This is a genomic window from Desulfoscipio geothermicus DSM 3669 (assembly GCF_900115975.1).
Taxonomy (GTDB): Bacteria; Bacillota; Desulfotomaculia; order Desulfotomaculales; family Desulfallaceae; genus Desulfoscipio; species Desulfoscipio geothermicus.
On record NZ_FOYM01000033.1, the window covers coordinates 13,289 to 36,859 of the forward strand.

At 53.2% G+C, this 23,571-nt stretch carries 21 protein-coding genes and 2 pseudogenes; 4 read left to right on the forward strand and 19 right to left on the reverse strand.

Annotation, left to right across the window (positions count from 1 at the left end; all coding sequences use genetic code 11):
* Window positions 1-79: 79 nt before the first annotated feature.
* The 10 genes from BM299_RS15975 to BM299_RS16020 form a co-directional block, all read right to left on the reverse strand.
* Window positions 80-2,281 (reverse strand): stage V sporulation protein D, encoded by a 2,202-nt coding sequence (locus BM299_RS15975; protein WP_092486692.1) that lies wholly within the window; start codon window positions 2,279-2,281, stop codon window positions 80-82.
* Window positions 2,282-2,309: 28 nt separating this feature from the next.
* On the reverse strand, window positions 2,310-2,837 hold the full coding sequence (locus BM299_RS15980) for a cell division protein FtsL (protein WP_092486695.1): 528 nt from the start codon (window positions 2,835-2,837) through the stop codon (window positions 2,310-2,312).
* A gap of 3 nt (window positions 2,838-2,840) precedes the next feature.
* Entirely contained in the window at window positions 2,841-3,851 is a 1,011-nt protein-coding gene (gene rsmH / locus BM299_RS15985) for a 16S rRNA (cytosine(1402)-N(4))-methyltransferase RsmH (protein ID WP_092486745.1), read from the reverse strand.
* A gap of 16 nt (window positions 3,852-3,867) precedes the next feature.
* On the reverse strand, window positions 3,868-4,305 hold the full coding sequence (gene mraZ / locus BM299_RS15990) for a division/cell wall cluster transcriptional repressor MraZ (protein WP_092486698.1): 438 nt from the start codon (window positions 4,303-4,305) through the stop codon (window positions 3,868-3,870).
* Between the two features lie 210 nt (window positions 4,306-4,515).
* The gene (locus BM299_RS15995) at window positions 4,516-5,292 is read right to left on the reverse strand and encodes a histidinol-phosphatase HisJ family protein (protein ID WP_092486701.1); all 777 of its coding nucleotides are present in this window, start codon (window positions 5,290-5,292) and stop codon (window positions 4,516-4,518) included.
* Between the two features lie 262 nt (window positions 5,293-5,554).
* Window positions 5,555-6,625 (reverse strand): uroporphyrinogen decarboxylase/cobalamine-independent methonine synthase family protein, encoded by a 1,071-nt coding sequence (locus BM299_RS16000; protein WP_165608379.1) that lies wholly within the window; start codon window positions 6,623-6,625, stop codon window positions 5,555-5,557.
* 407 nt (window positions 6,626-7,032) lie between these two features.
* The gene (locus BM299_RS16005; RefSeq protein ID WP_092486704.1) at window positions 7,033-7,950 is read right to left on the reverse strand and encodes a patatin-like phospholipase family protein; all 918 of its coding nucleotides are present in this window, start codon (window positions 7,948-7,950) and stop codon (window positions 7,033-7,035) included.
* Window positions 7,951-8,010: 60 nt separating this feature from the next.
* Window positions 8,011-8,160, reverse strand: coding sequence for a histidine kinase (locus BM299_RS16010; RefSeq protein WP_092486707.1), 150 nt, complete (start codon window positions 8,158-8,160; stop codon window positions 8,011-8,013).
* Between the two features lie 55 nt (window positions 8,161-8,215).
* Window positions 8,216-8,791 carry a Uma2 family endonuclease gene (locus tag BM299_RS16015; RefSeq protein ID WP_092486711.1) on the reverse strand — a complete coding sequence of 192 codons (576 nt, stop codon included), beginning with the start codon at window positions 8,789-8,791 and terminating at the stop codon, window positions 8,216-8,218.
* 86 nt (window positions 8,792-8,877) lie between these two features.
* Window positions 8,878-9,321 (reverse strand): Fur family transcriptional regulator, encoded by a 444-nt coding sequence (locus BM299_RS16020; RefSeq protein WP_092486714.1) that lies wholly within the window; start codon window positions 9,319-9,321, stop codon window positions 8,878-8,880.
* A 336-nt stretch (window positions 9,322-9,657) separates the two neighbouring features.
* Between BM299_RS16020 and BM299_RS16025 the strand changes: the two genes are divergently transcribed.
* Together BM299_RS16025 and BM299_RS16030 are read left to right on the forward strand one after the other, a co-directional pair.
* Window positions 9,658-10,590 carry a Na/Pi cotransporter family protein gene (locus BM299_RS16025; RefSeq protein WP_092486717.1) on the forward strand — a complete coding sequence of 311 codons (933 nt, stop codon included), beginning with the start codon at window positions 9,658-9,660 and terminating at the stop codon, window positions 10,588-10,590.
* A gap of 75 nt (window positions 10,591-10,665) precedes the next feature.
* Window positions 10,666-10,782, forward strand: a pseudogene (locus BM299_RS16030) (universal stress protein); the annotation flags it as partial.
* An 18-nt stretch (window positions 10,783-10,800) separates the two neighbouring features.
* Here BM299_RS16030 and BM299_RS16035 read toward each other — a convergent pair.
* The 3 genes from BM299_RS16035 to BM299_RS16045 form a co-directional block, all read right to left on the reverse strand.
* Window positions 10,801-12,099, reverse strand: coding sequence for a D-alanyl-D-alanine carboxypeptidase family protein (locus tag BM299_RS16035; protein WP_092486723.1), 1,299 nt, complete (start codon window positions 12,097-12,099; stop codon window positions 10,801-10,803).
* A gap of 15 nt (window positions 12,100-12,114) precedes the next feature.
* On the reverse strand, window positions 12,115-14,043 hold the full coding sequence (gene feoB / locus BM299_RS16040) for a ferrous iron transport protein B (protein WP_092486751.1): 1,929 nt from the start codon (window positions 14,041-14,043) through the stop codon (window positions 12,115-12,117).
* Between the two features lie 161 nt (window positions 14,044-14,204).
* Complete coding sequence (locus BM299_RS16045; protein WP_092486754.1) at window positions 14,205-14,477, reverse strand: FeoA family protein; 273 nt, start codon at window positions 14,475-14,477, stop codon at window positions 14,205-14,207.
* Window positions 14,478-14,629: 152 nt separating this feature from the next.
* Between BM299_RS16045 and BM299_RS19490 the strand changes: the two genes are divergently transcribed.
* Window positions 14,630-14,779 carry a hypothetical protein gene (locus BM299_RS19490; RefSeq protein ID WP_165608380.1) on the forward strand — a complete coding sequence of 50 codons (150 nt, stop codon included), beginning with the start codon at window positions 14,630-14,632 and terminating at the stop codon, window positions 14,777-14,779.
* 126 nt (window positions 14,780-14,905) lie between these two features.
* Here BM299_RS19490 and BM299_RS16050 read toward each other — a convergent pair whose 3' ends face one another.
* From BM299_RS16050 to BM299_RS16060, 4 genes are all read right to left on the reverse strand, one after another.
* On the reverse strand, window positions 14,906-17,071 hold the full coding sequence (locus tag BM299_RS16050; RefSeq protein ID WP_131820665.1) for a diguanylate cyclase: 2,166 nt from the start codon (window positions 17,069-17,071) through the stop codon (window positions 14,906-14,908).
* An 86-nt stretch (window positions 17,072-17,157) separates the two neighbouring features.
* Complete coding sequence (locus BM299_RS16055; protein WP_092486729.1) at window positions 17,158-18,969, reverse strand: methyl-accepting chemotaxis protein; 1,812 nt, start codon at window positions 18,967-18,969, stop codon at window positions 17,158-17,160.
* Between the two features lie 264 nt (window positions 18,970-19,233).
* Window positions 19,234-19,383, reverse strand: a complete 150-nt coding sequence (locus BM299_RS19495; protein ID WP_165608381.1) for a hypothetical protein — start codon at window positions 19,381-19,383, stop codon at window positions 19,234-19,236.
* Between the two features lie 135 nt (window positions 19,384-19,518).
* Window positions 19,519-20,646 carry a radical SAM protein gene (locus tag BM299_RS16060; protein WP_092486732.1) on the reverse strand — a complete coding sequence of 376 codons (1,128 nt, stop codon included), beginning with the start codon at window positions 20,644-20,646 and terminating at the stop codon, window positions 19,519-19,521.
* 697 nt (window positions 20,647-21,343) lie between these two features.
* Between BM299_RS16060 and BM299_RS16070 the strand changes: the two genes are divergently transcribed.
* Window positions 21,344-22,342: a sodium:calcium antiporter gene (locus BM299_RS16070; protein ID WP_092486737.1), complete on the forward strand. Its 999-nt coding sequence runs from the start codon at window positions 21,344-21,346 to the stop codon at window positions 22,340-22,342.
* A gap of 423 nt (window positions 22,343-22,765) precedes the next feature.
* Here the strand turns inward: BM299_RS16070 and BM299_RS16075 are convergent, their stop codons facing one another.
* Both BM299_RS16075 and BM299_RS19500 read right to left on the reverse strand, forming a co-directional pair.
* The gene (locus tag BM299_RS16075; protein ID WP_092486740.1) at window positions 22,766-23,200 is read right to left on the reverse strand and encodes a carbonic anhydrase; all 435 of its coding nucleotides are present in this window, start codon (window positions 23,198-23,200) and stop codon (window positions 22,766-22,768) included.
* A gap of 27 nt (window positions 23,201-23,227) precedes the next feature.
* Window positions 23,228-23,571 (reverse strand): annotated as a pseudogene (locus BM299_RS19500) (IS4 family transposase); the annotation flags it as partial.

The following is a 23,571-nucleotide window of genomic DNA, read 5'->3' on the forward strand; positions in this document are numbered from 1 at the left end:
TTCCATAATTAGAATATTTATCCTGACAAACCCCAAAAACACCTGCCGCCGGGACGGTAAACCCGCCCGGCGGTAGTATTTAATGCACATATGGATTAAGCAGTTCATCTTGCTGCGGCCCGTCACGTTCCGTCCCGCCGGAATTTTGACCGCCGTCCGTCCCCTGTCCGGGCGGCGCGAATTTAATCTTCACGGCAGTGCCGGCCTTTACCCGGGTCCCGGGCTTGACGCTTTGCTCCACAGCCAGGCCGCTGCCTTCGGGCACCAGCCGCAGCCCGATCTCCTCCAGCAAATTACCGGCCTCCTTGATGGTCAGCCCCTGCAGATTGGGCACGGTAACCTGGCCGCCGTTCTCCTCTTGGGTGGCCGGCTGCAGTTCAAGGATAACGGTGGTGCCGCTCTTAACCCTGGCCCCGGCCTTGGGGGTCTGTTCATAAACCATGTTGCCTTCCCCGCTGGTCTGGCACTGCAACCCTTTGGCCTTGATACTTTTAATGGCTTCATCCACCGGGTAATTTACCACATTGGGCACCGTGACTTCCACTTTGGGCATTTCTATTTCGTAAGGTTTTTTCGGTTTTTCCAGCCCGGGCGTTTCGGGCAACCCCAGGTAGCGCAGGGTGTCCCGGGCTATGGCGCCGAATACCGGTGCAGCCACCAGCCCGCCGTAATATATCCCGCCCTGGGGCTCGGCGATTACTATAAGACCCACAATCTTGGGATCGTCAACAGGCGCCATGCCGACAAAGGAGGCTACGTACCGGCCGCTGACATAGCCGCCGCTTTCGCCCACCACCTGGGCCGTACCGGTCTTGCCGCCCACGCGGTAGCCCTCCACAAAAGCGTTGCGCCCCGTGCCGTTGGCTACCACATTTTCCAATAGCCCCCTGAGCTGCCGGGCGGTTTCCGGTGAAATTACCTGGCGCACTTCTTCCGGCTTTATTCTTTCGACAACCTTACCGTTATACCTCTTTTCCCGCACCAATTGCGGCTTCATCAGCATCCCGTCGTTGGCTACCGCCGCCGCCGCGGTAAGCAGTTGAATGGGCGTCACCGCAATGGACTGGCCAATGGATATAGTGGCCAAATTCAGATTGGTGGCTGATTTTTGCGGGATGACAATGCCCTTGGCTTCACCCGGCAATTTGATGCCTGTGTACTCCCCGAAGCCAAAAGCCTTGATATACTTGTAAAAATTATCCTTGCCCAAGTCCAGCCCCACTTCTATAAATCCCGGGTTGCAAGAGTTCTGCACTACTTCGGTAAAACTCTGACTGCCGTGGCCGCCGGCTTTCCAGCAGCGGATGCGGCGGTCGGCCACACTAATATATCCCGGGTCATAGAACCGGTCATCGGGGCGCACCGTTCCCTCCTCCAGGGCGGAGGCGGCAGTGATTATTTTAAACGTGGAGCCCGGCTCGTAGTTATACCAGATGGCGGGATTCTTATCCCACACCCCCCGGGGCTCCTTGGTCCAGTTGTTGGGGTTGAAGGTGGGCCGGCTGCCCATGGCCAGTATACCCCCCGTTTCCGGTTCCATCAGAATAGCCAGGGCAAACTTGGGGTGATATTGCTCCACCACCTTATCCAGTTCCCGCTCTACGAAATACTGAACGGTCTCATCAAGGGTAAGCACCAGATCATAACCGGGCTTGGGCGGTATGTAATCATGCAGGGCTTCGGGAATTTGCCTGCCGGCGGCATCATACTCGATAACTATCCGGCCCGGCTGCCCCCGCAAATCATCATCGTAACTTTTTTCAATGCCTATCAACCCCTGGTTGTCAATGCCGGTGAACCCCAGCACATGGGCGGCCAGGGAGGGGTGCAGGTAATAGCGCTTGCTCTCTTCCACGAAGCCTATACCCGGCAAGTCCAATTTCCTGACCTGTTTGGCGATATCGTTGTCCACTTTCCGTTTTATCCATTCAAAGGATGATTTTTTAGTCAACCGCTCATATAATTTATCGACATCCATTCCCAGTATAGGGGCCAGCTTTTCCGCCGTTTCCCGCGGTTCTTTCACATGGCCCGGGGTTACGTATATGGAATCCACACTGATACTGGTAACCAGTTCCTTACCGTTGCGGTCATACAGGGAACCGCGCTTGGCTTCCACCGGTATATCCCGCATCCGCCTTTCCAGGGCTTTTTTTTGCAATTCACCGCCCTCGACAAATTGAACCCAGGCCAGCCTGCCCATCAAGCATACGAATAATAAGCTGCCCAACAGGAATACCAAGGTTAACCGCCTGCGCACCGTCATATTGGTTCCGTACATTCGCCAAAACCCCCAGTGATAAGCGCACCTATCCCGTGTGTATGCTGGCCTCCAGCCGGCCGACCATATCAGCGAAGGCCCGGATTACCCAGTTTCCCTCCCGCTGCTTTTGGCCCGCGGCCTGCTCCTTTTCATTAACCGGTGCATCCGCGGCGACAGCGGAGGTTTTACCGGCTTGTTCAGCCGGGTTTACCTTTTGCACCAGCACAACTTGGTCATTTTGCGGCCTGACCATGCCCAGCTTGTGCACCGCTATGTACTCAATATTTTCCAGGCTGGCCAGCTCGTTTACTTTGGTATATAAATTGTGGCTTTCTTTACGCAGCAAGGCCAGCTCTTTCTGCGCCTGGTTCAGCCGGTATCCGGTGACCAGCACCTGGGCGTAATAAAACGCGATAACCACGAAACTGCAGAAAAACACCAGCACCAAACCCGCCAGCAGCAGCTTTTCCTTACGCACCAGGTTTTGTTTGGCAGGGCGCCTGCCCGAGCGCCTTTTCTGTTCCGGCAACTGGGCCCAGCCCGAATATTCCGCTTTTTCCCTGGCTACTATCAAAGCTTATTCACCCTCCCGGCTTTTTAGAACAACGCTTAATTTTTCCACCACCCGGAGCTTGGCGCTGCGCGCCCGGGGATTTTCAGCCAGCTCTTCGGCTGAGGGGGTTATGGGCCTGCCGGTAACCGGCTTGATTTCCGGCCGGCGCCCGCAGGTGCAAACGGGAAACTGCGGCGGGCATGTGCAGGGTCGGGCCAGTTCCCTGAAGGTCTCCTTGGCAATGCGGTCCTCCAGCGAATGAAAGGTAATGACGCAAAGCCGGCCCCCCGGCATTAGAAAGGATACGGCCTCCCGAAAAGCATCCCTTAAAATATCCAGCTCATTGTTTACGGCAATCCGCAGGGCCTGGAAAGTGCGCTTGGCGGGATGGGGGCCTTCACGCCTGGCCCGGGCAGGGACGGCCTTTTTAATTATTTCCACCAGTTCATATGTACTGCTGATTTCCCGGTCTTGCCTGGCCCGCACTATGAACGATGCTATTTTGGAAGCCCAGCGTTCCTCGCCGTACCGCCGGATGATGCCGGCCAGTTCCTTTTCAGGCAGATGGTTCACCAACTCCCGTGCCGTAACCCGCCCGGCGGGATCCATGCGCATGTCCAGCGGGGCGTCATGCATGTAGCTGAACCCCCGGGCCGGGTTGTCCAACTGGTAGGAACTGACCCCCAGGTCAAAAAGAATACCGTTCACCGCTTCCAGCCGCAGTTCCGTCAAAACCCGCGCCAGTTCTTTAAAATTAGCCCGCACCAGGGTAAACCGGTCGGAGAATGGCGCCAGGTTTTCTTCGGCCGCCCGCAAAGCCTGCGGGTCCTGGTCCAACCCCACCAGTTTGACTCCGGGACCGGTACTTTCCAGCAAAGCGCAGGCATGTCCCCCACCGCCCACGGTGCAATCGACAAGCACTCCCGTTTCACCGGGGTTAAGGCCGTTCACTACTTCTCGGACCATAATCGGCATGTGCTTAAAGGGAAAATAACTGTCTGAATTTTTTTTATAGTTACCAGTAGTATCCGGCATGTTATCACCATGCTTATTATATGCCCAAATCAAAATCCACAATCTTCTCGGCAATCTCTTCAACAGATGAGGCAGATTCTTCATTATATTTTTCCCAACGTTCTCTGGACCATAATTCAACGCGGTTGGAAACGCCGATGACCACCACTTCCTTTTCCAGACCGGCGTATTCCCGCAAGTTGGCCGGAACCAGTATGCGTCCCTGCTTATCTATTTCACATTCGGTGGCGCCGGCAAAGAAAAACCTGACGAAGGCCCGGGCATCTGCGCGTGTAAAGGGCAGGGACCGCATTTTCTGTTCCAGCGCGGACCATTCTTCCATGGGGTACGCAAACAGGCAGCTGTCCAAACCCTTGGTAATGATGAATTTATCGCCCAAGCCTTCGCGGAGACGGGCTGGAATAATGAGCCTTCCCTTGGCGTCTATGTTATGCTGGTACTCCCCCAAAAACATGCCGGGCACCCCACTGGCTTACACTTGAAAACCACTTTCCCCCACTTTGTACCACTTACTATTCTATATTGATTTGGTTATTCCTTCAATAGTTCCATAGTCCCGGAAAATTTTTTCCTGAACAGCACCAAACTAGCAGCACAAAAAAAATAAACCAGGGCTGTCAGCCTCTGGCATTTAAAGCATATTCAGCTGGTTTCTCCTAAAAACTCATACTAATGACACTTTAGTATAGCCTACTTTTGTTATTAGTTCCAGGGCTTTGTCGAATTGATACCCCACCTGCTCCGGGGTATGGGCGTCAGAGCCGGTGGTTACCGAGACACCGTGATTTCGACACGCCTGCAGAAAGCCGAAAGAGGGGTACATCTCTTCCACCGGTGCTCTTAGCCCGGCGGTATTAATCTCCACACATACACCTGTCTCGGCAAATACCCGGGCGGTTTCTTCGTATACTCCCTGCACATCCCCCTGCGGCTTGTATCCGAACTTTTTAATTAAATCCGGGTGGGCCATTATATCAAAGAGCCGGCTTTGGGCGGCCTGCTGTAATAGTTGGAAATATCTCCGGTAAAGTGCATCTAGGTCACAGTGCCGGTACCGGTCAATGTAAGCGGGGTTATCAAAACCCCACCCGTCTATAAAATGGATGGAACCCAGCACGTAGTCAAAAGGGTAGGCTTTTAGTATTTTCTCTAACTCTGCCTCGCGGCCCGGTATGTAATCAGCCTCGATGCCGAGCCTAATGGGTATTTCCGGGTTGGCGGCCCGCAGTTTTTCTACTTCAGCCACGTATTCGGGAAGCTGTTCGGATGTCATAGCTATTCCCGGGTCCCGCTCCTTTTCCGCCAACCAGTACATGGGTAGATGGTCGGCAAAGCCGATTTCCGGCAGGCCCAGTTCAATGGCCCGCTCCACGTATTCCTTCATTTCCCCGGTGGCATGTCCACAGCGGCAAGTATGTATATGGTAATCAGGTAGAAGCATGGGTAAGACCTCACTTGTCTATGGATTTGGGAAACTATTCGCTCCGTTCCTCAAAGCCTTCGCCGCCTTGATAGGTGCCGGGTGTTGAAAGTTGAAAATCGAAGATTTTTCAACTTTCAACACCCGGCACCAAAGCCGGCTACCCCGACTTGGGAAAAAGGGGACAGGCAACTTTTTCAAAAAGCGAAAAAGTAGCCTGTCCCCTTTTTCCACTTCTTTATTGCCTGTTTTTGCCAGGAAAAGTAGCCTGTCCCCTTTTTCCCTATTTGTTTTCCCTTATTCTGTGCGAAATTTCCCGGGTCAGGCTGTATATCCGCTCGGCCAGTTCGGGTTCCAAAAGCCCGGTGCCACAGGCGGGGGTGATCAGGCTCTGGCGCAGCAGCACTTGCCGGTCCATACCCCGGTGAGTCAATTCCACCCAGAGGTTTTCCAGCCGGGCCAAAAGTGTGCCGGCGTCCTCTTCGTAAGCTTTATCGAAAGTGGGCACGATGCCCCAGGCCATTACACCGCCCCGCTCCAGATAGCTTTTCATCTCCCTGGCGTAAGGAAACAGCGAATCGCCGAACTGGTAGGTGTCCAGATTGACTATTTCCAGGTCGGCCTCGAACAGCACTGACCAGTCGATGGCGTCGCAGGAGTGCACCCCCGCCAGCCCGCCGGCGGCGTGGATGGCGGCGAAAATGGCGTTCAGGTCATTGAGCACCATTTCCCGGGTTACGGTGATGTAGCTGCTGCTGCCGTACACCCTGATACCGGGCTCGTCCACGAAGATAATGGCCGGCAGCCCCAGCTTGCCCAGTTCCGCCGCCTGCCAGCGGGCGTGCATGGCCAGCGTTTTCACCAGCACATCCCGCAGCTGATCCTCGTAATAGGCCAGGCGGCCACGCTCGTCCTTCAGTTGGAAGCCGATGGTCAGGGGCCCGGCCAGGTGTCCCTTGAGATAGCGCGCCGGCCCGGTTCCGTTGGCCCGCATTTCTTCCATAAAGGCGTAGAAGCCCGCGGCCGACGCCGGAGGGAAGGCGAACATCCCCAGGGCCTGCGAATCCCCCGATTCAGCAGCCAGGTATGTGGAATAGAACTCGGTCAGCCGGTCGGGCCAGGCCGGGTTATCCACCGGAAAAATCACTTTATCCCCCCGCTTTTCCAGGAGCCCCATCCGCACCAGCGGGTCCAAAAATTGGTGCACAAAACCCTCATCGCCGCCCCGCCGGGGTAATTGCGGCCAGTGGGGGATAACGGGCAGGTTCTCCTTTATCAGGCGCAGCGCTGCACCCGGTTCCGTAAACGGCATGCTGCCGATGCCGGTAGCCAGTCCTTGCGGTGTAAATTGCAAAAAAAACCCTCCCAACAACTCAAATTGTAAAAATATACAAATTAATGCCTTACATTTAACAACTGATAACCGTAAATTAAACACAATTCATTATAACCCCGGCCGGAAAGGGGTGTCAAAGTTAACCTTGTAGAGGATGCTCGACAAGTCCGCGCGAGATCCACTTCGAATTTCACTTTGATTAATACCCTTGCCATATTTATGGCAAGGGTATTAATCAAAGTATGGGAATGCACGCGCTAAGGGAACTGAATAATGCGCGCATTCCCAACTGCGTTGGCTCGACTTTTGCGGTGCTTACGTATTGTATATACGCTCCGATCCTCAAAGCCTTCGCCGCCTTGATAGGTGCCAGGTGTTGAAAGTTGAAAATCGAAGATTTTCAACTTTCAACACCTGGCACCAACCTACGTACTCCTTACTTTTGCAAATTTACTTTTTATCTCCTCCAGCGCCTTGGACGCCGCCAGTTCACCCTGGCCGACACAATACCCGGCCCGGCTGAAATCCCACGGGTCCATATTAATAGCCGGCCTGATCACTACATCGGCATAATGCTCCAATTTCATATTGATAGTCTCGGACATCACTATATCAAAACTCTGGATCAATACATCGATAATATTGCCGATGTTATGCTGTAATTTCCCGTCATACCCCACATCCACGGCAATGACGAAATCCGCCCCCATTTTACGCAGCACGTAAGCCGGCACGTTATCGCGCACCCCGCCGTCCACCAGCAGGCGGTCCCCCAGTTGCACCGGTTCAAAAATGCCGGGCACCGCGGTGCTGGCCCGCACCGCCAGCGCCACGGGCTGCCCTTTGATAAAGGCGTCATCCGGCGGCAACACCGTGCGGGTGGTTGTTTTTCCTTCCATGAAAACCACCAGCCGGCCGTTCCGCACGTCCACTGCGGTGATGCCCAGGGGCATAATGGTTTCCCCGAATAACCGCTCCCTGCCCACCAGCCTGTTCACCCACGCCTCCAGTTTGTTCCCCTTCATCAGTCCCAGCGGCCGGCGAAAAGGGAATGGTAAACCAAAAAAATCCGCAATAACTTTACCACCTATCAGCATCAGGTTGACCAGCGTGGACCCGAAGTCAAACACGTCCCGGGCACGCAGTGACAGGGCTATTTCTTCAATACGTTCCGGGCTGTTACCTGTAGCGAGCAGCGCCGCCACAATGCTTCCCGAACTGGTTCCCGCCACCATGTGCACCGGGATGCCGGCCCTTTTCAAAACCTTCAACACCCCGACATGGGCCATTCCCCGCACAACCCCGCCACCCAAAGCCAGTCCCACCAGCGGCCTGGTAGACATAAAAAAACCACCGTCCCGTTTCAAGGTACTATCAATATATGAAACGGCGGCAGTTTGTGACTATTCCTTATCTTTCAAGCGCTCCAATTCTTCCTCCAATTCTTCCAGTCTGCTGATCATGGCCGGTTTTACAGAATGGGCCGGCAGCCTTTTTTTCAGGTCGGCAATTTGTTCTTCCAATTCCATAATTCTTTTTTCTCTCTCATTCATATCGATCACCCTTTAAATTATTACGGACCAAATACCGGAGAGAACCAGCCCGCCATTACTTAAATATATCCCGTAAATTTACAGCAAAATCCCGGAAAACCCCCGAGTTTACCATACCCTCCATATATATTTCCGGCTCGCCATATTCTCCGCTTGTCAGCAGCCTGTAAACCATCACCTGTTTGCGAGTATAGTTGACAATCCAGTATTCTCCAACCCTGTGTTTTTCATAAAGGTTTAATTTTTTTACATAATCCATGGATGGCGATGATGGAGAGACGATTTCGATTATTAAATCAGGCGCGCCTATGCAATGTTTGTCGGTTAATTTGGTCTTGTCGCATACAACCAGTATATCGGGCTGCACAACTGTTTTAACGTCCTCTGTTTTTTCATTGCCTTCCGGTAACAACACATCATAAGGTAAACACAAAACTTCACAATCTTTACCCGTTAAAAAATTTGCCATATGCACGAAAAGTTTTCGCAAAACCCTCTGGTGCTCTGTTGTCGGTGACGGGGCCATAGCGAAAAGAACACCGTCTATAATTTCATATTTTTTATCTTCCGGCAACTCCAAAAAATCCTTATAACAGCTTTGTTCATGTCGATCTTGTAACTGATAGGACATTTAAGCACCTCCCATCTCAGCACATAATACCATATAATGCAAATAAATAAAAACCATGTCACCCGACATGGAGAATGGTTACTATTTTATCTTTTCATGCAATCCCGGCACCGGCCGAATATTTTCAATTCGTGATCACTGATGTTAAAGTCATAGGTTTTACTGACCCGCTCCTCCAGGTCATCCAGCAAATCTTCATTCACCTCAATTATCCGGCCGCACTCAATACAGATTAAATGGTGATGCCGGTGCCCGTTGTTGCTTTCGGCCCCGTATTCATAACGTTTGCGCCCGTCACCAAAATCCATGCTGTGAATGATGTCAAAGTTGGTGAACAGCTCCAGGGTGCGGTATACGGTGGCCAGACCCACATCGGGAGCCTTTTTTTTCACCAGATTATAAACTTCCTCGGCGCTGAGGTGTTTGTCTTTGTTTTCCAGCAGCACCCGCAGGACTTCCTCCCGTTTGGGAGTCATCTTGTACTCGTTGGCGCGCAGTTTTTCTTCCACTTCACCAATAATCCCGCGCATAAAAACCACCACCAGAAGTTTCTTTGAATTAGTATATACGTAATCGTTCGTTTCTGTCAATATGGACATTTGTTCATTTAAAAAATTTATATTGTGCTTGATTTCACATTTACAATCTTATATAATATGCTTAACCAAGGAAAAAACAACTGCCTCCTCTCTTTTCCCCGTTTTCCTAGCGGGTTTTTTTTTGCGATTTTGGCCTGTTTGACTTCTCCCCACGGTTGAAGTCGGGGGCCTTACGGCCCGCTTCAGTAATCCCGCCAACCTTTTTGGCATATCCGCCCGGTTGATACCATAAAAAGATATAATAAAACCAGGCGAGGAGGCCCGGCCTTGTTTACTGTATTGGGAGTTTGCACCGGCCTGTATATGCTGCTCAAAGGCATGAATGTAATGAAGGTGGGGTTGGAAAATCTTTCCCGGGAAAAGATGCGCCGGGCGCTGGCCAACCTTACGGCCACCCCGGTAACGGCGGCCCTGACCGGAATGGTGTTAACCATGCTGGCCCAGAGCAGCACCGCCATATCCGTGCTCACTGTCGGTTTTGTCAACGCCGGTCTGCTCAACCTGGTCCAGGCCGTCGGCATCCTGCTGGGGGCCAACGTCGGAACCTGCATCACAGTGCAATTGATATCCTTTGATTTATTGCACCTGGCCCTGCCCGCGGCGGCGGCAGGCGCTGTTTTATGGTTGCTGGGCCGCCAAAATCCCTACGGCCAACTTGGGCGGGCGCTGTTTGGTTTCGGGGCGGTTTTCGCGGGGCTCCATCTAATGGCCGCGGCACTGGCACCCCTTCAACATGCCCCGTGGTTTACCGGAGCCCTGGTCTCCCTGCAGCGCAATGCGGCCCTGTCAGTAGTGGCCGGCGCGCTGGCCGCCGCCCTGCTGCACAGCAGCGCCGCCGCCACGGGTATTGTAATGCTGCTTTCCAACCAGAATTTAATAGAGCTGCCCACCGCCGTGGCCATAGTGCTGGGCAACAACATCGGCACCTGCATCACCGCCGTGCTGGCCAGTTTGAGCGGCTCCAGGGCCGGCAAACAGGTAGCCGCCGCCCACGTGCTGTTGAACGTTCTGGGCGCACTGCTGTTTCTGCCCCTGCTATACCCCTTTGCCCTGCTGGCGGGCTGCACGGCGGACAGCCTGCCCCGCCAGGTGGCCAACGCGCACACCCTGTTCAACATAACCAGCAGCCTGGTCGTTCTGCCGGTAATTTATCATTTTACCGCCCTGGTCCGGCTGGTAGTGCCCGACCGCTTACGTTAAATTGCATCGTCCGGACTACTTTTTGCCATAATTGTGATTGACTTCACAAAATGACGGGTTTATAATTTAACCAAATTCGACCTAATCGTTATCGGCAGCCGGGGTTTGAATCCCATAACGGAATTTTTAATGGGCAGCGTCAGTAAACGGGTTGTCCGGCACGCGCCCTGCCCGGTGCTGATTGTCCGGTAGACTTTTAAGGGACCGCCATTACCAGCGGTCCCTTTTCCTCAAGTATACCACCCGCCCCCGGGGTCGCCGCCTGCGCCGGAACCTGAATATCGCCGCCATTGCTTTCAGCAGTACCAGCGCGGCCGGCACCGCCCCGGCCCGGAACCACCAGTAACTGGAAAGCTTGCGCGCTACCGGGTGCACCGTCACCAGCGGCACCCGGCCCAGTTCCCGACCCTCCGATTCAAGAACCAGTTCACCGAGCTGTTCCCCGGCCTCCAGCGGGGCGGATATATTTTTATTCAACTCCACACGGCGGGTTACCCGCGGGTCCTCCCCGGTGGGAAAGTTGTAATACAAAAATCCCGCCGTTTCCAGCACGGCCCTGGCCGTACCGTATTGCACCGCTGCGTCGGTGATTATTTCCCGCGGTTTGACCAGCGCCACCGGAGTGAAGTTTTCAAACCCGTAATCCAGCAGCATAGCCGCATCGGTCCACAAGTTGGCGCCCTGGCTGTTCAATACCACCGCAATCAATTCCCGGTCGCCCCGCCTGGCCGATGCCGCAATGCACTGGCCCGCATCCACGGTATAACCGGTTTTGATGCCGTTGGCCCCCCGGTAGCCGTAATAATTGTGCCACAGCAGCTTGTTGTGGTTAAAGAAATCCTCCTGCACCGGCCCGTAAATCCGCTCCAGTTCCTGAACCTTTTCCAGCACTTCGGGTTTCATGTTTTCTTTGCGCGCCACTTTATAATTTACCGTGCTTACAATCCGGCGGAAGGTTTCGTTTTGCATGGCCGCCCGGCTGATCAGGGCCAGATCGCGGGCGGTGGTATAATGGTCCTCATCAGGCATGCCGTTCGGGTTGACAAAGTGGGTATGGCGCGCCCCGATTTCCCGGGCCCGGGCGTTCATCATATCAGCGAAGCCCGGCACCGATCCGCCCACGTGCTCGGCTATGGCCACCGCGGCATCATTGGCGGAACTGAGCATCAGCATGTACAGCAGGTGTTCCATTTTTACCTGTTCGCCCGGCTGCAGACCGATACGCGTACCGCCCACCTTCGCCGCCCGTTCGCTCACCGTGACCATATCCGCCAATGACGATTTTTCCAGGGCCACCAGGGCGGTCATAATTTTGGTGGTGCTGGCGGGATACATTTTTTGGTCAGCATTTTTACTATACAATACCTGCCCGCCGGCGGCGTCCATCACCAGCACAGCCTCCCCCACCGGCGACGGGGGGGTGGCCGGGGATGCCATAACGGGAACCGCCGGATAAATCGCTGCCAGGATTAAACATAATAAAGCCAGTGCCAGTGCCTTGTTTGTCACTTCATCTACTCCTATTCATCCAACTCTTTGCCGCCGGCGGGAGAGCAGCACTACCGGCGCCAGGGCCAGCGTCACCGCCAGGGCGGTAAGCGGCAGGGTCACGGCCGGGCTTATCGCCCGGGCGAAAAAGACCACGCGGGCCAAAAGGCCGCCCCCCAGGAAGGCCAGCGCAAGAATAAGCAGCCACATCACCGCGCCCTCCCGCCAGCCCCGCTCCTTGAAAATCACCAGCGTGGAAGCGATACAGGGCACAAACATGGTCAGGGTCACCAGCGCCACAAAAACTTGCAGCGGTTCCATGGGAATTTCCATGACCCCGGCGGTGCCGAAATCCCGCCGGATAAAGCCCATGATGATGGCACCGGCGGTTTCCCTGGGTAAAAAGAGCCAGCCCGTGGTAAGAGGCTCCAATAACTGCTGGATTTTTTCCATCAGCCCGGTTACGCGCAGTAAGCTCAGCAGCAGCGCGCCGCCCAGGAAAATGGGGAAGGCTTCTTTGATGAAACCGAAAGTTCTGGTCCAGGTTTTAAGCAGCACATTGCCAGGGCGGGGTATGCGCATGGAGGGCAGGTCCAGAAGCAGCGGCGCGGTGGACCCGGGCAACAACCGGTCCAGTACGGTGCCCACTCCGGCCATGATGCTGAATATGATAAATCCATATAAAAACATGTACCCCGGACCCAGAGAACCCAGTATGGCCGCCACAAAAGCCAGTTGAGCCGAACAGGGTACCGACAGGGCCAGCAAAAAAGTGGCGATGCGCCGCTCCCGCCGTCCGGGCAAAAGCCGGGTGGTGATGATGGCCATGGTCACGCAGCCAAAGCCCAGCACCACCGGGATTACAGCCTGACCGTTCAGCCCCAGGTAACCCATGACCCGGTCCATTAAAATAGCGATCCTTGGCAAGTACCCGGAATCCTCCAGCAGGGAAAGCACCAGGTAAAACCCCAATACCAACGGCAACAGCAGTCCCAATAAATAGGTAACAGCCATGGTCAACAGCCCGAACTGCCCGGCCATTATTACCCCCGCCGGGGAATGCAGGTCCATTACCCGGCCAAGCAATGAGCGTACCAGCGGCTCGTAATAACCGCTCATGATTACTCCTTCAGTGTAACCCACCACGGTCTGGGCAAAAAAAACGCCCACCAGTTCGTACATCAGCCATAAGGTCACCAGCAGCAGCGGGATGCCGGTCACCGGCCTGATCAACCAGTGTCCCAGCCGGGTGGCCCACGCCGCGTCAGCGCCCCGCTCCCATAGCACGGCGGCACAGATGTCGTTAACCCGGTTGCGTCTCGCGGCATAGATTTTTTCCTTTTCGTCGCCGGGGTCCAGCCCGTGGCGGGCGGCCACCTCCGCATCCCCCTCCGACACCAGGAGCGCCTCGCTCCGGGAGAGGTTGGGGTAACGTCCCAATATTTTTTCCACCGGGGTATCAGGCTGGCCGGGCCGGGCCCGGAACAGCTGTTCCTTTAACAGGTCAATGCCGGCGCCGGTTGTGGCCACCGTGGGCACCACGGGCACGCCCAACCGGTTTTCCAGCACGCCGGCATCCAGTTCCAAACCGCGTTCCGGCAGTTCGTCCACCATATTAAGGGCCACCATCATCGGCACTCCCATATCCACAAGCTGGCAGGTAAGAAAAAGATCACGGTCCAGGTGCACCGCGTCCACCACGTTGATCACCAGGTCGGCGCTCAGCACGGCATCCCGTACCAGGACTTCTTCGGCATTTAAAGCCGACAGCCCGTAAACCCCGGGGGTGTCCACCAAAAAGTCGTTCCCCAGTTTACCGCAGCAAAATTCCATGGTGGTGCCGGGGAAATTGGATACATCTACGTACTGTCCGGTCAGCCGGTGAAAGCACACCGACTTGCCCACATTGGGGTTGCCCGCGAGAACTATTATCTTTTGACCTTCCGCCTTGTTTTTCACTACCATTGTTAAGTCCTCATCCTGAAAATAATGCAGTAAAAAAAATGGAGTAAAACCAGAAAAGCCCGGTCCCCCCGGGCGTTGCATATGAGTGTACGGCCTACCGCTCTGCAAAACTTCGCCGCCTTAAAATCCTCGTATTGTGTGTTCCTTTTCGCACACACGCTTTAACAAACTTCGCTTTTCAGCCGGGTGGCGACCGGTATTGTTTCTCCCGCCCGGGACAGCAACTCCACATCAATATGGCGGGCCAAACTCCTGCCAACGGCGATTTCCTGCCTGAGTTTGCCGAGCACCACCGGACCGGCGGGAATCACTTCGGCGCAGGTCAATACCACCCCTTCAACAATACCCATGCGGAGAGCACGCTGTTTGATCCCGGCATCGGCAATGGAAATTATCTTGATCAGGTCGCCCCGCTTCACTTTATCCAACAGCATGCGCGCCAGGCCTCCAGTAAATTGATAAAGAAAACCGTTCTCGCCAACTATTATATTTTCCGCGGACAGCCCGGTCAATAATTAATTCTGTTAAGATTGATAAAAAATTTTATCCCCGGTAACAATACTATAAAAAAGGAGGTTATCGCCCAATGACCGGTATTGATGCCAAGGGCATGGAAGTGGCCAAATTGACCGAGGATCAGCTAAATCGCCTGGTCAGCGCAGAGAAGGAAATAAACAACGCCGGGGCCGGCCAGGAAATCTACCTGCTGGCCGTATCCCGCCACCCGGGCCGGTAGCAAAAAGGGGGAAAAAGGGGACTGGCTCCGATTCGTTTTTTGAATCGGAGCCAGTCCCCTTTTTCCCCCTTTTTTCCGGAGGCGGCCGACTGCCCGCCGGGGAACAGTTAAATCACAATACATATTTCAACTTGGTATTGCAACGGGTTCCCGAGACCGCTTTTCACTGATTACCCGACAAATACTTTCCCTCCTGCTCTCTAAAATTTGAATAAACCTATCGACCAACCGGGGGTCAAACTGACTGCCCTTATTTCTGTGCAGTTCCAGTATCGCCTCATCCAAAGATAAATTTCTTTTATAAGGCCTGGGCATCGTCATGGCATCAAAGCTATCCGCGACAGCAATGATCCGCGCCCCCAGGGGTATTCCCTCTCCGGCCAACCCGGACGGGTATCCACTGCCGTCATATCTTTCATGATGATGCAGCACAAAGGGGATAATTTCCCTGAACAGGTCAAATGACGCCAGTATATTGCACCCCCAGCGGGGATGTTGTTTCATTACCCGCCATTGGGCCTCTTCAAACTTGCCCGGTTTGAACAGAATTTCACCGGGGACTTCCAGTTTGCCGATATCATGCAGAAAAGCGGCCGCTTTGATAAGGGCTACCTCTTTCGGAGGCAATTGCAAATCGCCGGCCAGTGCCGCCGCGTATTCCGCCACATTTGTTGAATGAATAAAAATATAGCGGTCTTTATCTTTAATCAGGTCGCCGATGGCCCGTAATGAATTGGTTAAATCGCCGCGGCTTTTGCTTAATATATTTTGAAATTGACCAATAGCTGCAAAGTATACCTGCACCCGGTTTTTGGCATTGCGCTTGGCGTGATACATGGCTTCGTCAGCCATTTTAATCAAATCCCGGACACCGGCGGCGTGCTGCGGGTAAAGGGCAATGCCGATGCTTACGGTCAAACTTCCCCCGGGTAGTTGTTCTTTATACTGAAAAGGATGTTCCGCAATCTGGCATCGCAACCGCTCTCCGATGCGCCAGGCAATCCGGTAGTCGCTATCGGGCAAAACAATACCGAATTCATCACCTCCGTACCGGCCCACAATATCGGAGGCGCGGGTATGTTTTAATAATATCCGGGCAAATTCCTTCAGCAACTCGTCACCGGCCGGATGGCCGAAGTGATCGTTGTAATATTTGAAGTTATCAATGTCGAGCAGCATAAAGGCCAGGGATTTATTCTGCTCGATGCTTTTCTTCACTTCTCTGTTCAATGCCTTTTGCAAATAGCTGTGATTGTATAAACCGGTCAGCCCGTCCCGCAGCGTCAAACCATACAGCTTTTCTTCCAAAGCCTTGCGCTCGGTGATCTCCCTGGCTATCAAGATAACACCGGTACCGCTTTTTTCTTTTTCCAGGGGCAGGCAGTCAACGTTAAGCACCATCTCCCATCCGTCCTGCGCCGTCAGGTAATATTCCTGACTGCATATGCCCCGGCCGTGAGCCATCACTTCAGGTATCGGAAAAACGCATTTTACCCAATTTTCTGTTTTTTCATCGCTGAATATATATGCATAATGCCGGCCCAACACCGCCGAGCGGTTGATTTCAAAAATTTGCTCGGCCACCTGGTTAAATGTTTTTATAATGCCTTTACGGTCGATGGCAACAACTGCGTTCCTGGTGGTGCGCAATATAGACCGGTAAAAACCATGCTCTTCCAAAAACTTGCGCGAGGTGGCCAGACTGGCAAATATACCGGTAAAAAGACCCAACACAGTAAACACCACGCCCACGGCCATCACCCGCCGGCTGTTCGCCACAGCGGTTCCGGCAACAGCGAAAGTATCCGCCAGGCGCATTTCCTGCACCGTGTCAACCGCGCGCAATAGTTCATTGTTCAGCCCGAATAACTGCCACTTCAGCTCTTCCGGCAACCCGGCGCCTTTTGTCACCAGGGGCACAACCCTTTGTTCACAATAATTATTGTACTCTTCATTCAATATCTTGATATTGCGGGCCAAAGGTTTACGGGCATCCCGGATAACAGTGATCAGTTCGTCTTCCAGGCGGGCGTTAGCCCGCGCCAGTTGCCTGAAATCCGCCAGGTGTTCGGGCTTGCCGCTGATAATGTACATATTCATAGATTGGGATTGGGCCATAATGTTTTCTTTTATCTTTCCGATACTTACCACTTTTTCCACCTGTTTGCCCACCAGCGCGGTGTTGCTGTGCAGCCGCACCAGCCACTGGATGACAAAACAAGCCATCAACAGGGTGCCTGCCAAAATAGCCAGAAAAGCGGCCAGCATCCTTTTATCGACATATAAACGCATAATCCCCCCCCCTTTTTTCCGGAGGCGGCCGACTGCCCGCCGGGGAACAGTCAACCGCCTGGATAACCCGGCGCCGCACCCATATATCAACCCCGTTCCGAACCGGAATCCAACTTAAAGCCCTCCACCACCCGCTGCAGTTCCGCCGCCACCCCGGCCAGTTCCTGGGCCGCACCGGAAACCTGCTGTACAGTGGAGGTTATTTGCTGGCTGGCCGCCGACAAGTGCTGGGTGCCTTCGTTAACCTGGTCCGCGCCGGTGGAAAGGTCCTTGATCATGCCGGTATTGTGCCGGACCGATTCTATTATTTCCCGGAGCGCCGTTTCCGCCCCGGCCGCCAGCCGGACACCTTCATCCACCTCGGTCACCCCGCGGTCCATGGCTGTTATGGCCCCGTTTACGCCTGCCTGCACCTGCTGTACCAGCCCGGTGATTTCACCGGCGGCCTGCCCGGACTGTTCCGCCAGCTTGCGCACTTCCTCGGCCACCACGGCGAAACCCCGGCCGTGCTCACCGGCCCTGGCCGCCTCGATGGCCGCGTTCAGGGCCAGCAGGTTGGTCTGGTCGGCAATGCCGGTGATGGTGCCGATAATTTGTCCGATACGCCCGGACTGCTCGCCCAGTTCATGCACCGCCCGGGATATCCGCTTGCTGTTTTCGGCGATGGCGTTGATTTTCTCCAGGGCCTGCCCCACGGCGGCGCTGCCGTTTTCGGCCATTTCCCGCATGCGCTCGGACTCTTGCCCCGCCGACCGGGCGTTTTCCGCACTGGAGGCCGAGGTGGCCGCCAATTCGTTGGTGGTACCGGCCACCTCTTCCATGGTGGCGCTCACTTCCTGGGCGGAGGCGGCCAGTTCCTGGCTGTGGGATGAAATTTTCAGCGAGTTGTCCTGTAATTTACCGATAATATTCCGCAGGCTGTCTGTCATTTGGTTGAAGGCGCCGGCCAGTTCGCCGATTTCATCCCCGGTCTCGACCGCAACCGTTCTGGTTAAATCACCCCGCGCCACCTGCCGGACACTTTCCAGCAGCAAATTTACGGGCCGCAGCAAATGCCGGGCCGTCAAAAGCGCCAGCGCCGCGCCGGCCAATACCACCATAATGCCCAGGGTTGCATTATACCGGCGCATAACATATACCGGGGTAAGAAAGTCTTTCACCGGCGAGGTCAGGGCAACGGACCAGCCCTTGCCTTCATACTCGCCCCACCCGTCCAGGGGCACGTAGGCCACGTATTTGTCCACCCCTTCGTAAGTATACCGGGCAAACCCGCTATCGCCCCGCACCATTTTTTCACCGGCGGCTTTCAGCCCTGGAATTTCCATCTCCAAAATATTGTCCCGCAGTACCATTTCCCTGTTGGGGTGCGCCATGATCATTCCCTGGTTGTTGACCAAAAAGGCATATCCTGTTTTGCCGGTTTCCTTTTGCAGGGCGGCGAAATCGTCCACCATGGCCCAAATGGTGTTTTCCAGCACCAGGCGGCTGGTCAACACCCCGATAATATCGCCGCCGGCGTCCCGCACGGGGTGGGCAAAGCTTAATACCGGCTTCTGCAGGTCCACGGACATGCGCACGTCCGATATGTACAAATCGCCTTTTACAGCGGTTTTATACCAGTCCTTGTCGTTCTTCATCACCCCCACGTGGCCGTCACTGTCGGCAATCTGCAATCCCGCAGCGTCCGTCAGGGAAATGGAGTCGTAGTAACCGTAATCCTTTTTGAAACTTTGCAGCACCGCCGACTTTTCCGCCGCCGGGACATCCATGGTTGTCAATTTGGGATGTTTGGCCATGATGATAATGTCTTTGCTCCGCTCGTACACATATTTGTCAATCATGTCCGCATAAATCCGTCCGTCGGTCAACAGCCTCTCCCGGGTGTAATCCACCAGCATGGCCCGGGACTTATTGTACTATAAGTAACCAATCAATAAAACTGCGAGAATGATCAATGCTGCGGTGGCCATGGCCAGCTTGGTTTTAATACTAGTCCTCCCCATGCAAACGGGCATAAAACATCCACCTGTTATATGCCCTTTCACCACCTTTCCGTAATATTTTGTGATCTATTTCACTATTAAGGATAATCTTATTGCAATTATTTTTTTATGTCAATATTTATATTAAAATTATTCTTCGATTTATACATTTTACCGGTTTTAACTGGCCAGCCAGAGGAAAAACAGCAGCAAACCGGCACTGGCCGCAAAAAATAAAAAAACGAGCAAAAATATGGGGTCGACGTATAGGCGGCCGATTTTTATTTTATTCGACCCGCCGCCTTTTTCCCGTCCGTGTTCGCCGGGCATATTAATCCCTCCGCCGCTATAATTCGTAAATCTCTCCTACCCCAAGAGGTGGGAGCTTCCTGGTTATTAGCAGGTGCCAGGTGTTGAAAGTTGAAAATCGAAGATTTTCAACTTTCAACACCTGGCACCAAATGCCTACACAAACTGCCGGCGGATCCGATCCAGCGTTTTTTGCAGCGACTCGGGGCCGTCCACGTCCCGCAGCAGTTTTTCCACGTACCGGTACCGGTTCGGGTTTTTCATGTCGTCCAACGCTGCGTAAACACCGGCCCGCCGGCCCAGCTGGTAATTGGCCTTTTCTGCCGGCGACAGGGCCAGGTAGCGGTCGATAATGCCCAGCATCCTGTCCTTGTCGCCGGGCAGCGTGCCCTCCAGTTCCTGCAGCAGGTTCAAAATATGGTCGCTGACCACCGCGGTGGTCACCCCCTGCAGGGACGCCAGCAGCAGGCGCTGTTCCTCCACCGCTTCATCCTCTTCCAGCGGAGTAAACTCACCGTTTTTCATCATCTCGTACAGCGGGGTCCCTTTAAGCACCGACAGGGTTCTGAAGCGGATGAAATCCGGGTTGCCCGCATTAATAACCGCCGCGGTTTCCAGGGCGTGCTCCCGGGAATATTCCCTGCCGCCCAGGCCGGGCATGATATACCAGCACAGCGACAGGCCCGCGCCCCTGATTTTCCGGGCGGCCTCCAGCAGATCGGCGGCGGTGATACCCTTTTGGATAAATTTTAAAACCGTGTCCGAGCCCGATTCCATACCCATGTGGATTCTGCTCAGGCCGGCTTCCCGCAGTTCCCGGAGTTCGCCCTCGGTTTTCCGGGCCGCCGTATTGGCCCGGGCGTAGGTGGTTATCCTGTCCACCGCCGGAAAAACTGAACGGATATACTTAATAATTTGCACCAGTTCGGCGGTTTTTACTATTAATGAATTGGCGTCCTGTAAAAAAACGCTTTTACCGCCGTAATACAGCCAGGCGGCCACGTGGTAATGCAGGTGTCCGTGGCGCGCGCCCGCCTCCTGCACCACTTCGGCGGTCACCCGCCCCGCCGGTCCTTGCTGCCGGGACATCTGCTCCACCTGTTCCGCCACCCGGCGGACGGTATCTATGTCTTGCAGTATATCCGCCAAGGGGCGGCGGCTGAATTTTTCTTTTTTATATGTTTTACAAAAAGCGCACCTGTTCCAGGGACAGTTGCGGGTCACCCGGATAAGCAGGCTGCCGGCTTCGCTGGGCGGCCTGATCGGCCCCTGTTCGATGAACATTGCTGTAAACCCCTCCCGTAAGATCAGTGTTACGGAAATTTTATCATAAGTTAATGAGCTGTAACGGTTAATTACTATTGTTCCCTACATCTTACCACAATTTTTTTGTGTTTTTTTACTTTTATTGCCGCACCAATTGTGATTCCCCCGGCCGGGATATCCGGGGCTTGCAAGTGGAAAACCCGGACCACACGGCCTGTGCCCTGTTGTTGAAAACCACCGCCGGGCCAATCGGCGCCAGCATCGCCCAGTCGCATATCAATGAAATCCAGAACAACATCTTTTAATTTAAGAGCATGCTATAATACTTGAAAGGGCAATTCAATGTCAGTTTTCGAGTAAACCAACTCTTCAATATTTTGAAGGGTTGGTTTATTTGTTTTTGCCCAAGTGAAAGGAGCCGTATGAGTAAAAAAATTTATTACTACAACATAATTTTTTCAACCGTTAAACTATTGTTGACAGTTTTCATTATGGTCGCATATTGACTATATGCCCTTTACCCTGTACAATAACTCACTAAGGGGAGTAGCTGCCCGGCTTGCCGGGTTGTCAAATCGTCAATACGACCGTCGGGTCCGGTTTGACATAGCTTATCAGAAACAGCTAAGCGAGACCTTCACGTTATCGTGCGTGAAGGTCTCGCTTTTTCTATGCTAAGGCTGTTTACTTAATATTGTTTAGAAAGGATATGATTATGCTGACAGTACTTTTTTTAGTTGGTGGTTTATCACTAATACTGCTGAGCGCGGAAATCTTCACCAACGGTATCGAGTGGCTGGGTAAAAAACTAAAATTATCAGAGGGAGCGGTGGGAAGTGTCCTGGCAGCGGTGGGAACTGCCCTGCCGGAATCGATGATCCCAGTCATTGCGATTTTGTCCGGTACCGGGAAATCAGTGCACGACATCGGGATCGGCGCCATACTGGGGGCACCCTTTATGCTGGCCACGTTGGCATTGTCCATAGTTGGCATTGCAGCAATGATTTACAAAGTGAACGGCAAGCGGCGGGAGTATATGTTGATTAATCCTTCCATAATGAGGCGTGACCTGGGGTTTTTTATACTGGTATACACGATAGCCATTGCGGCCGCTTTTCTACCACAGGGTTTTAAAATCCCTGTGGCTATACTACTGATCTTAACTTACTTTTTTTATGTTGCCCGCACGCTTCGGGACGGGGCCACTTTGTGTGATACCGAACTTAAACCCTTGCATTTTGCTAAAAAGCTGAAGGAACCGTCTACCGGGGTGGTCGTGTTTCAGGTGGTGGCGGCTCTGGGAGGCATTATTGCCGGGGCGCACATGTTTGTGGACGGTATTAAGCATTTGTCTGAAATACTGCACATCTCCCCTTTCGTGCTGTCCATCATTATAGCGCCCATTGCTACGGAACTACCCGAAAAGTTTAACAGTCTGATCTGGGTGCGTAACTGCAAAGACACGCTGGCCATAGGCAACATAACCGGCGCCATGGTGTTTCAGGGTTCCATGATCCCCGCCTTTGGCATAGCCATGATGCCTTGGGAATTATCCGAGCCGGCCCTTATGAGTGCTTTGCTGGCTTTGGCAGGTGCCGGGATGATTTACCTGAGCCTGCGGATAAAAAAGGAAATACGCCCGGCCACACTTGCCTTTAACGGGGTATTTTATATTGTTTTCCTGGTTGCTGCCTTTACAGTTTACCGGCACTAGGAACCTGGTCAGAAAGTCCTTTTCAAGGAAACCTAAGCCTACCACATTTTCAGAAAAATGGGACAAATTTAGGAATTTAATCCAGTTACAGGCTTACTTTATTGGCATTAATACTAATATCACCCTAATATTTCCTTATTTCATAAAAAGGGCGCACTTAACCTGTTACCGATAGAAAAAATCCTGAGCCGGCACCTGTGTAGCGAGTGCATCAAGACCGGACGCATCCCCAAGGGGCCGACCGGGTTTTAATATGGACAACATTACAGCGGTTAGATATTTTAAGGCCTCGCAGTAATTCTACGAGGCCTTCTTTTATTAAATTAAATGCTCTTGAATGCACGAATGGGATTAATCAATAATTAAGCGTCTTAATACATCTTCAGTATTCCAGCATTTCTTGCTCCGTTGAAAGCCCCAGTTTTAGGACATTTTGCATTCCTTGCATTTTTCAAAAGTTTTGTAGCCTGCAGGGTAAAAAACCCCTTTATGACTTATAAAATATTTCTCTACTTTAACAGTAGGAAAATAATTAAGGATAACTTTCTCTGCCTGGCTCATTTTTTCATGATGCCATTTGACTTGCTCTTTAGTACCCATGGAAATGTCTCCCAAAGCAGCACAGTCTTCATGATGAAAGATGAAGACTCTTTCAATACCGTGCTTTTTATGCGCCAGATCAATTTGATTTAAAATAAATGTTCTAAACTCTGCATCGTTGAGCAAATTTAATGACGACCCGGCAATTGATATTACATCATATTGCTCATAGAACCCTCGCTGTTTCAACCATGAATGTGTAGTAGACTGAAACCGGTAGTCCATGCACATTATGGCAAGATTTTTACACCCTTCCATTTCTTTCACCTCTTTAATATTATTAACTCAACTTTCGCAGTAACAAGCAGCCAGTCGTTCCTTGAAAAACGAGGGTAAATTGCTGATCAAGTAGTCGATCAGCTTGCGGATCTCCGCCTCCGCCAGTTGCAGCTGCTCTTGTAAAAACCGCTCCATCAGGGAGAAAATCCTCTGCAGCGCATCTACCAGACTGATATCCTGCAACTCGTCGCAGCAGATGTAGAAGAGGTTGCCGATGGTTCTCGGGTCTTCGCCGTTTCGGCTCTCCAGAGCCAGCATGATGTATCGGATGAACACGATGGTAGTGTGCGCCACCATGGAATCGTAGGAACGTCCCTGAAACTCTTTGGCCAGCCTGAGATAGGACTTGG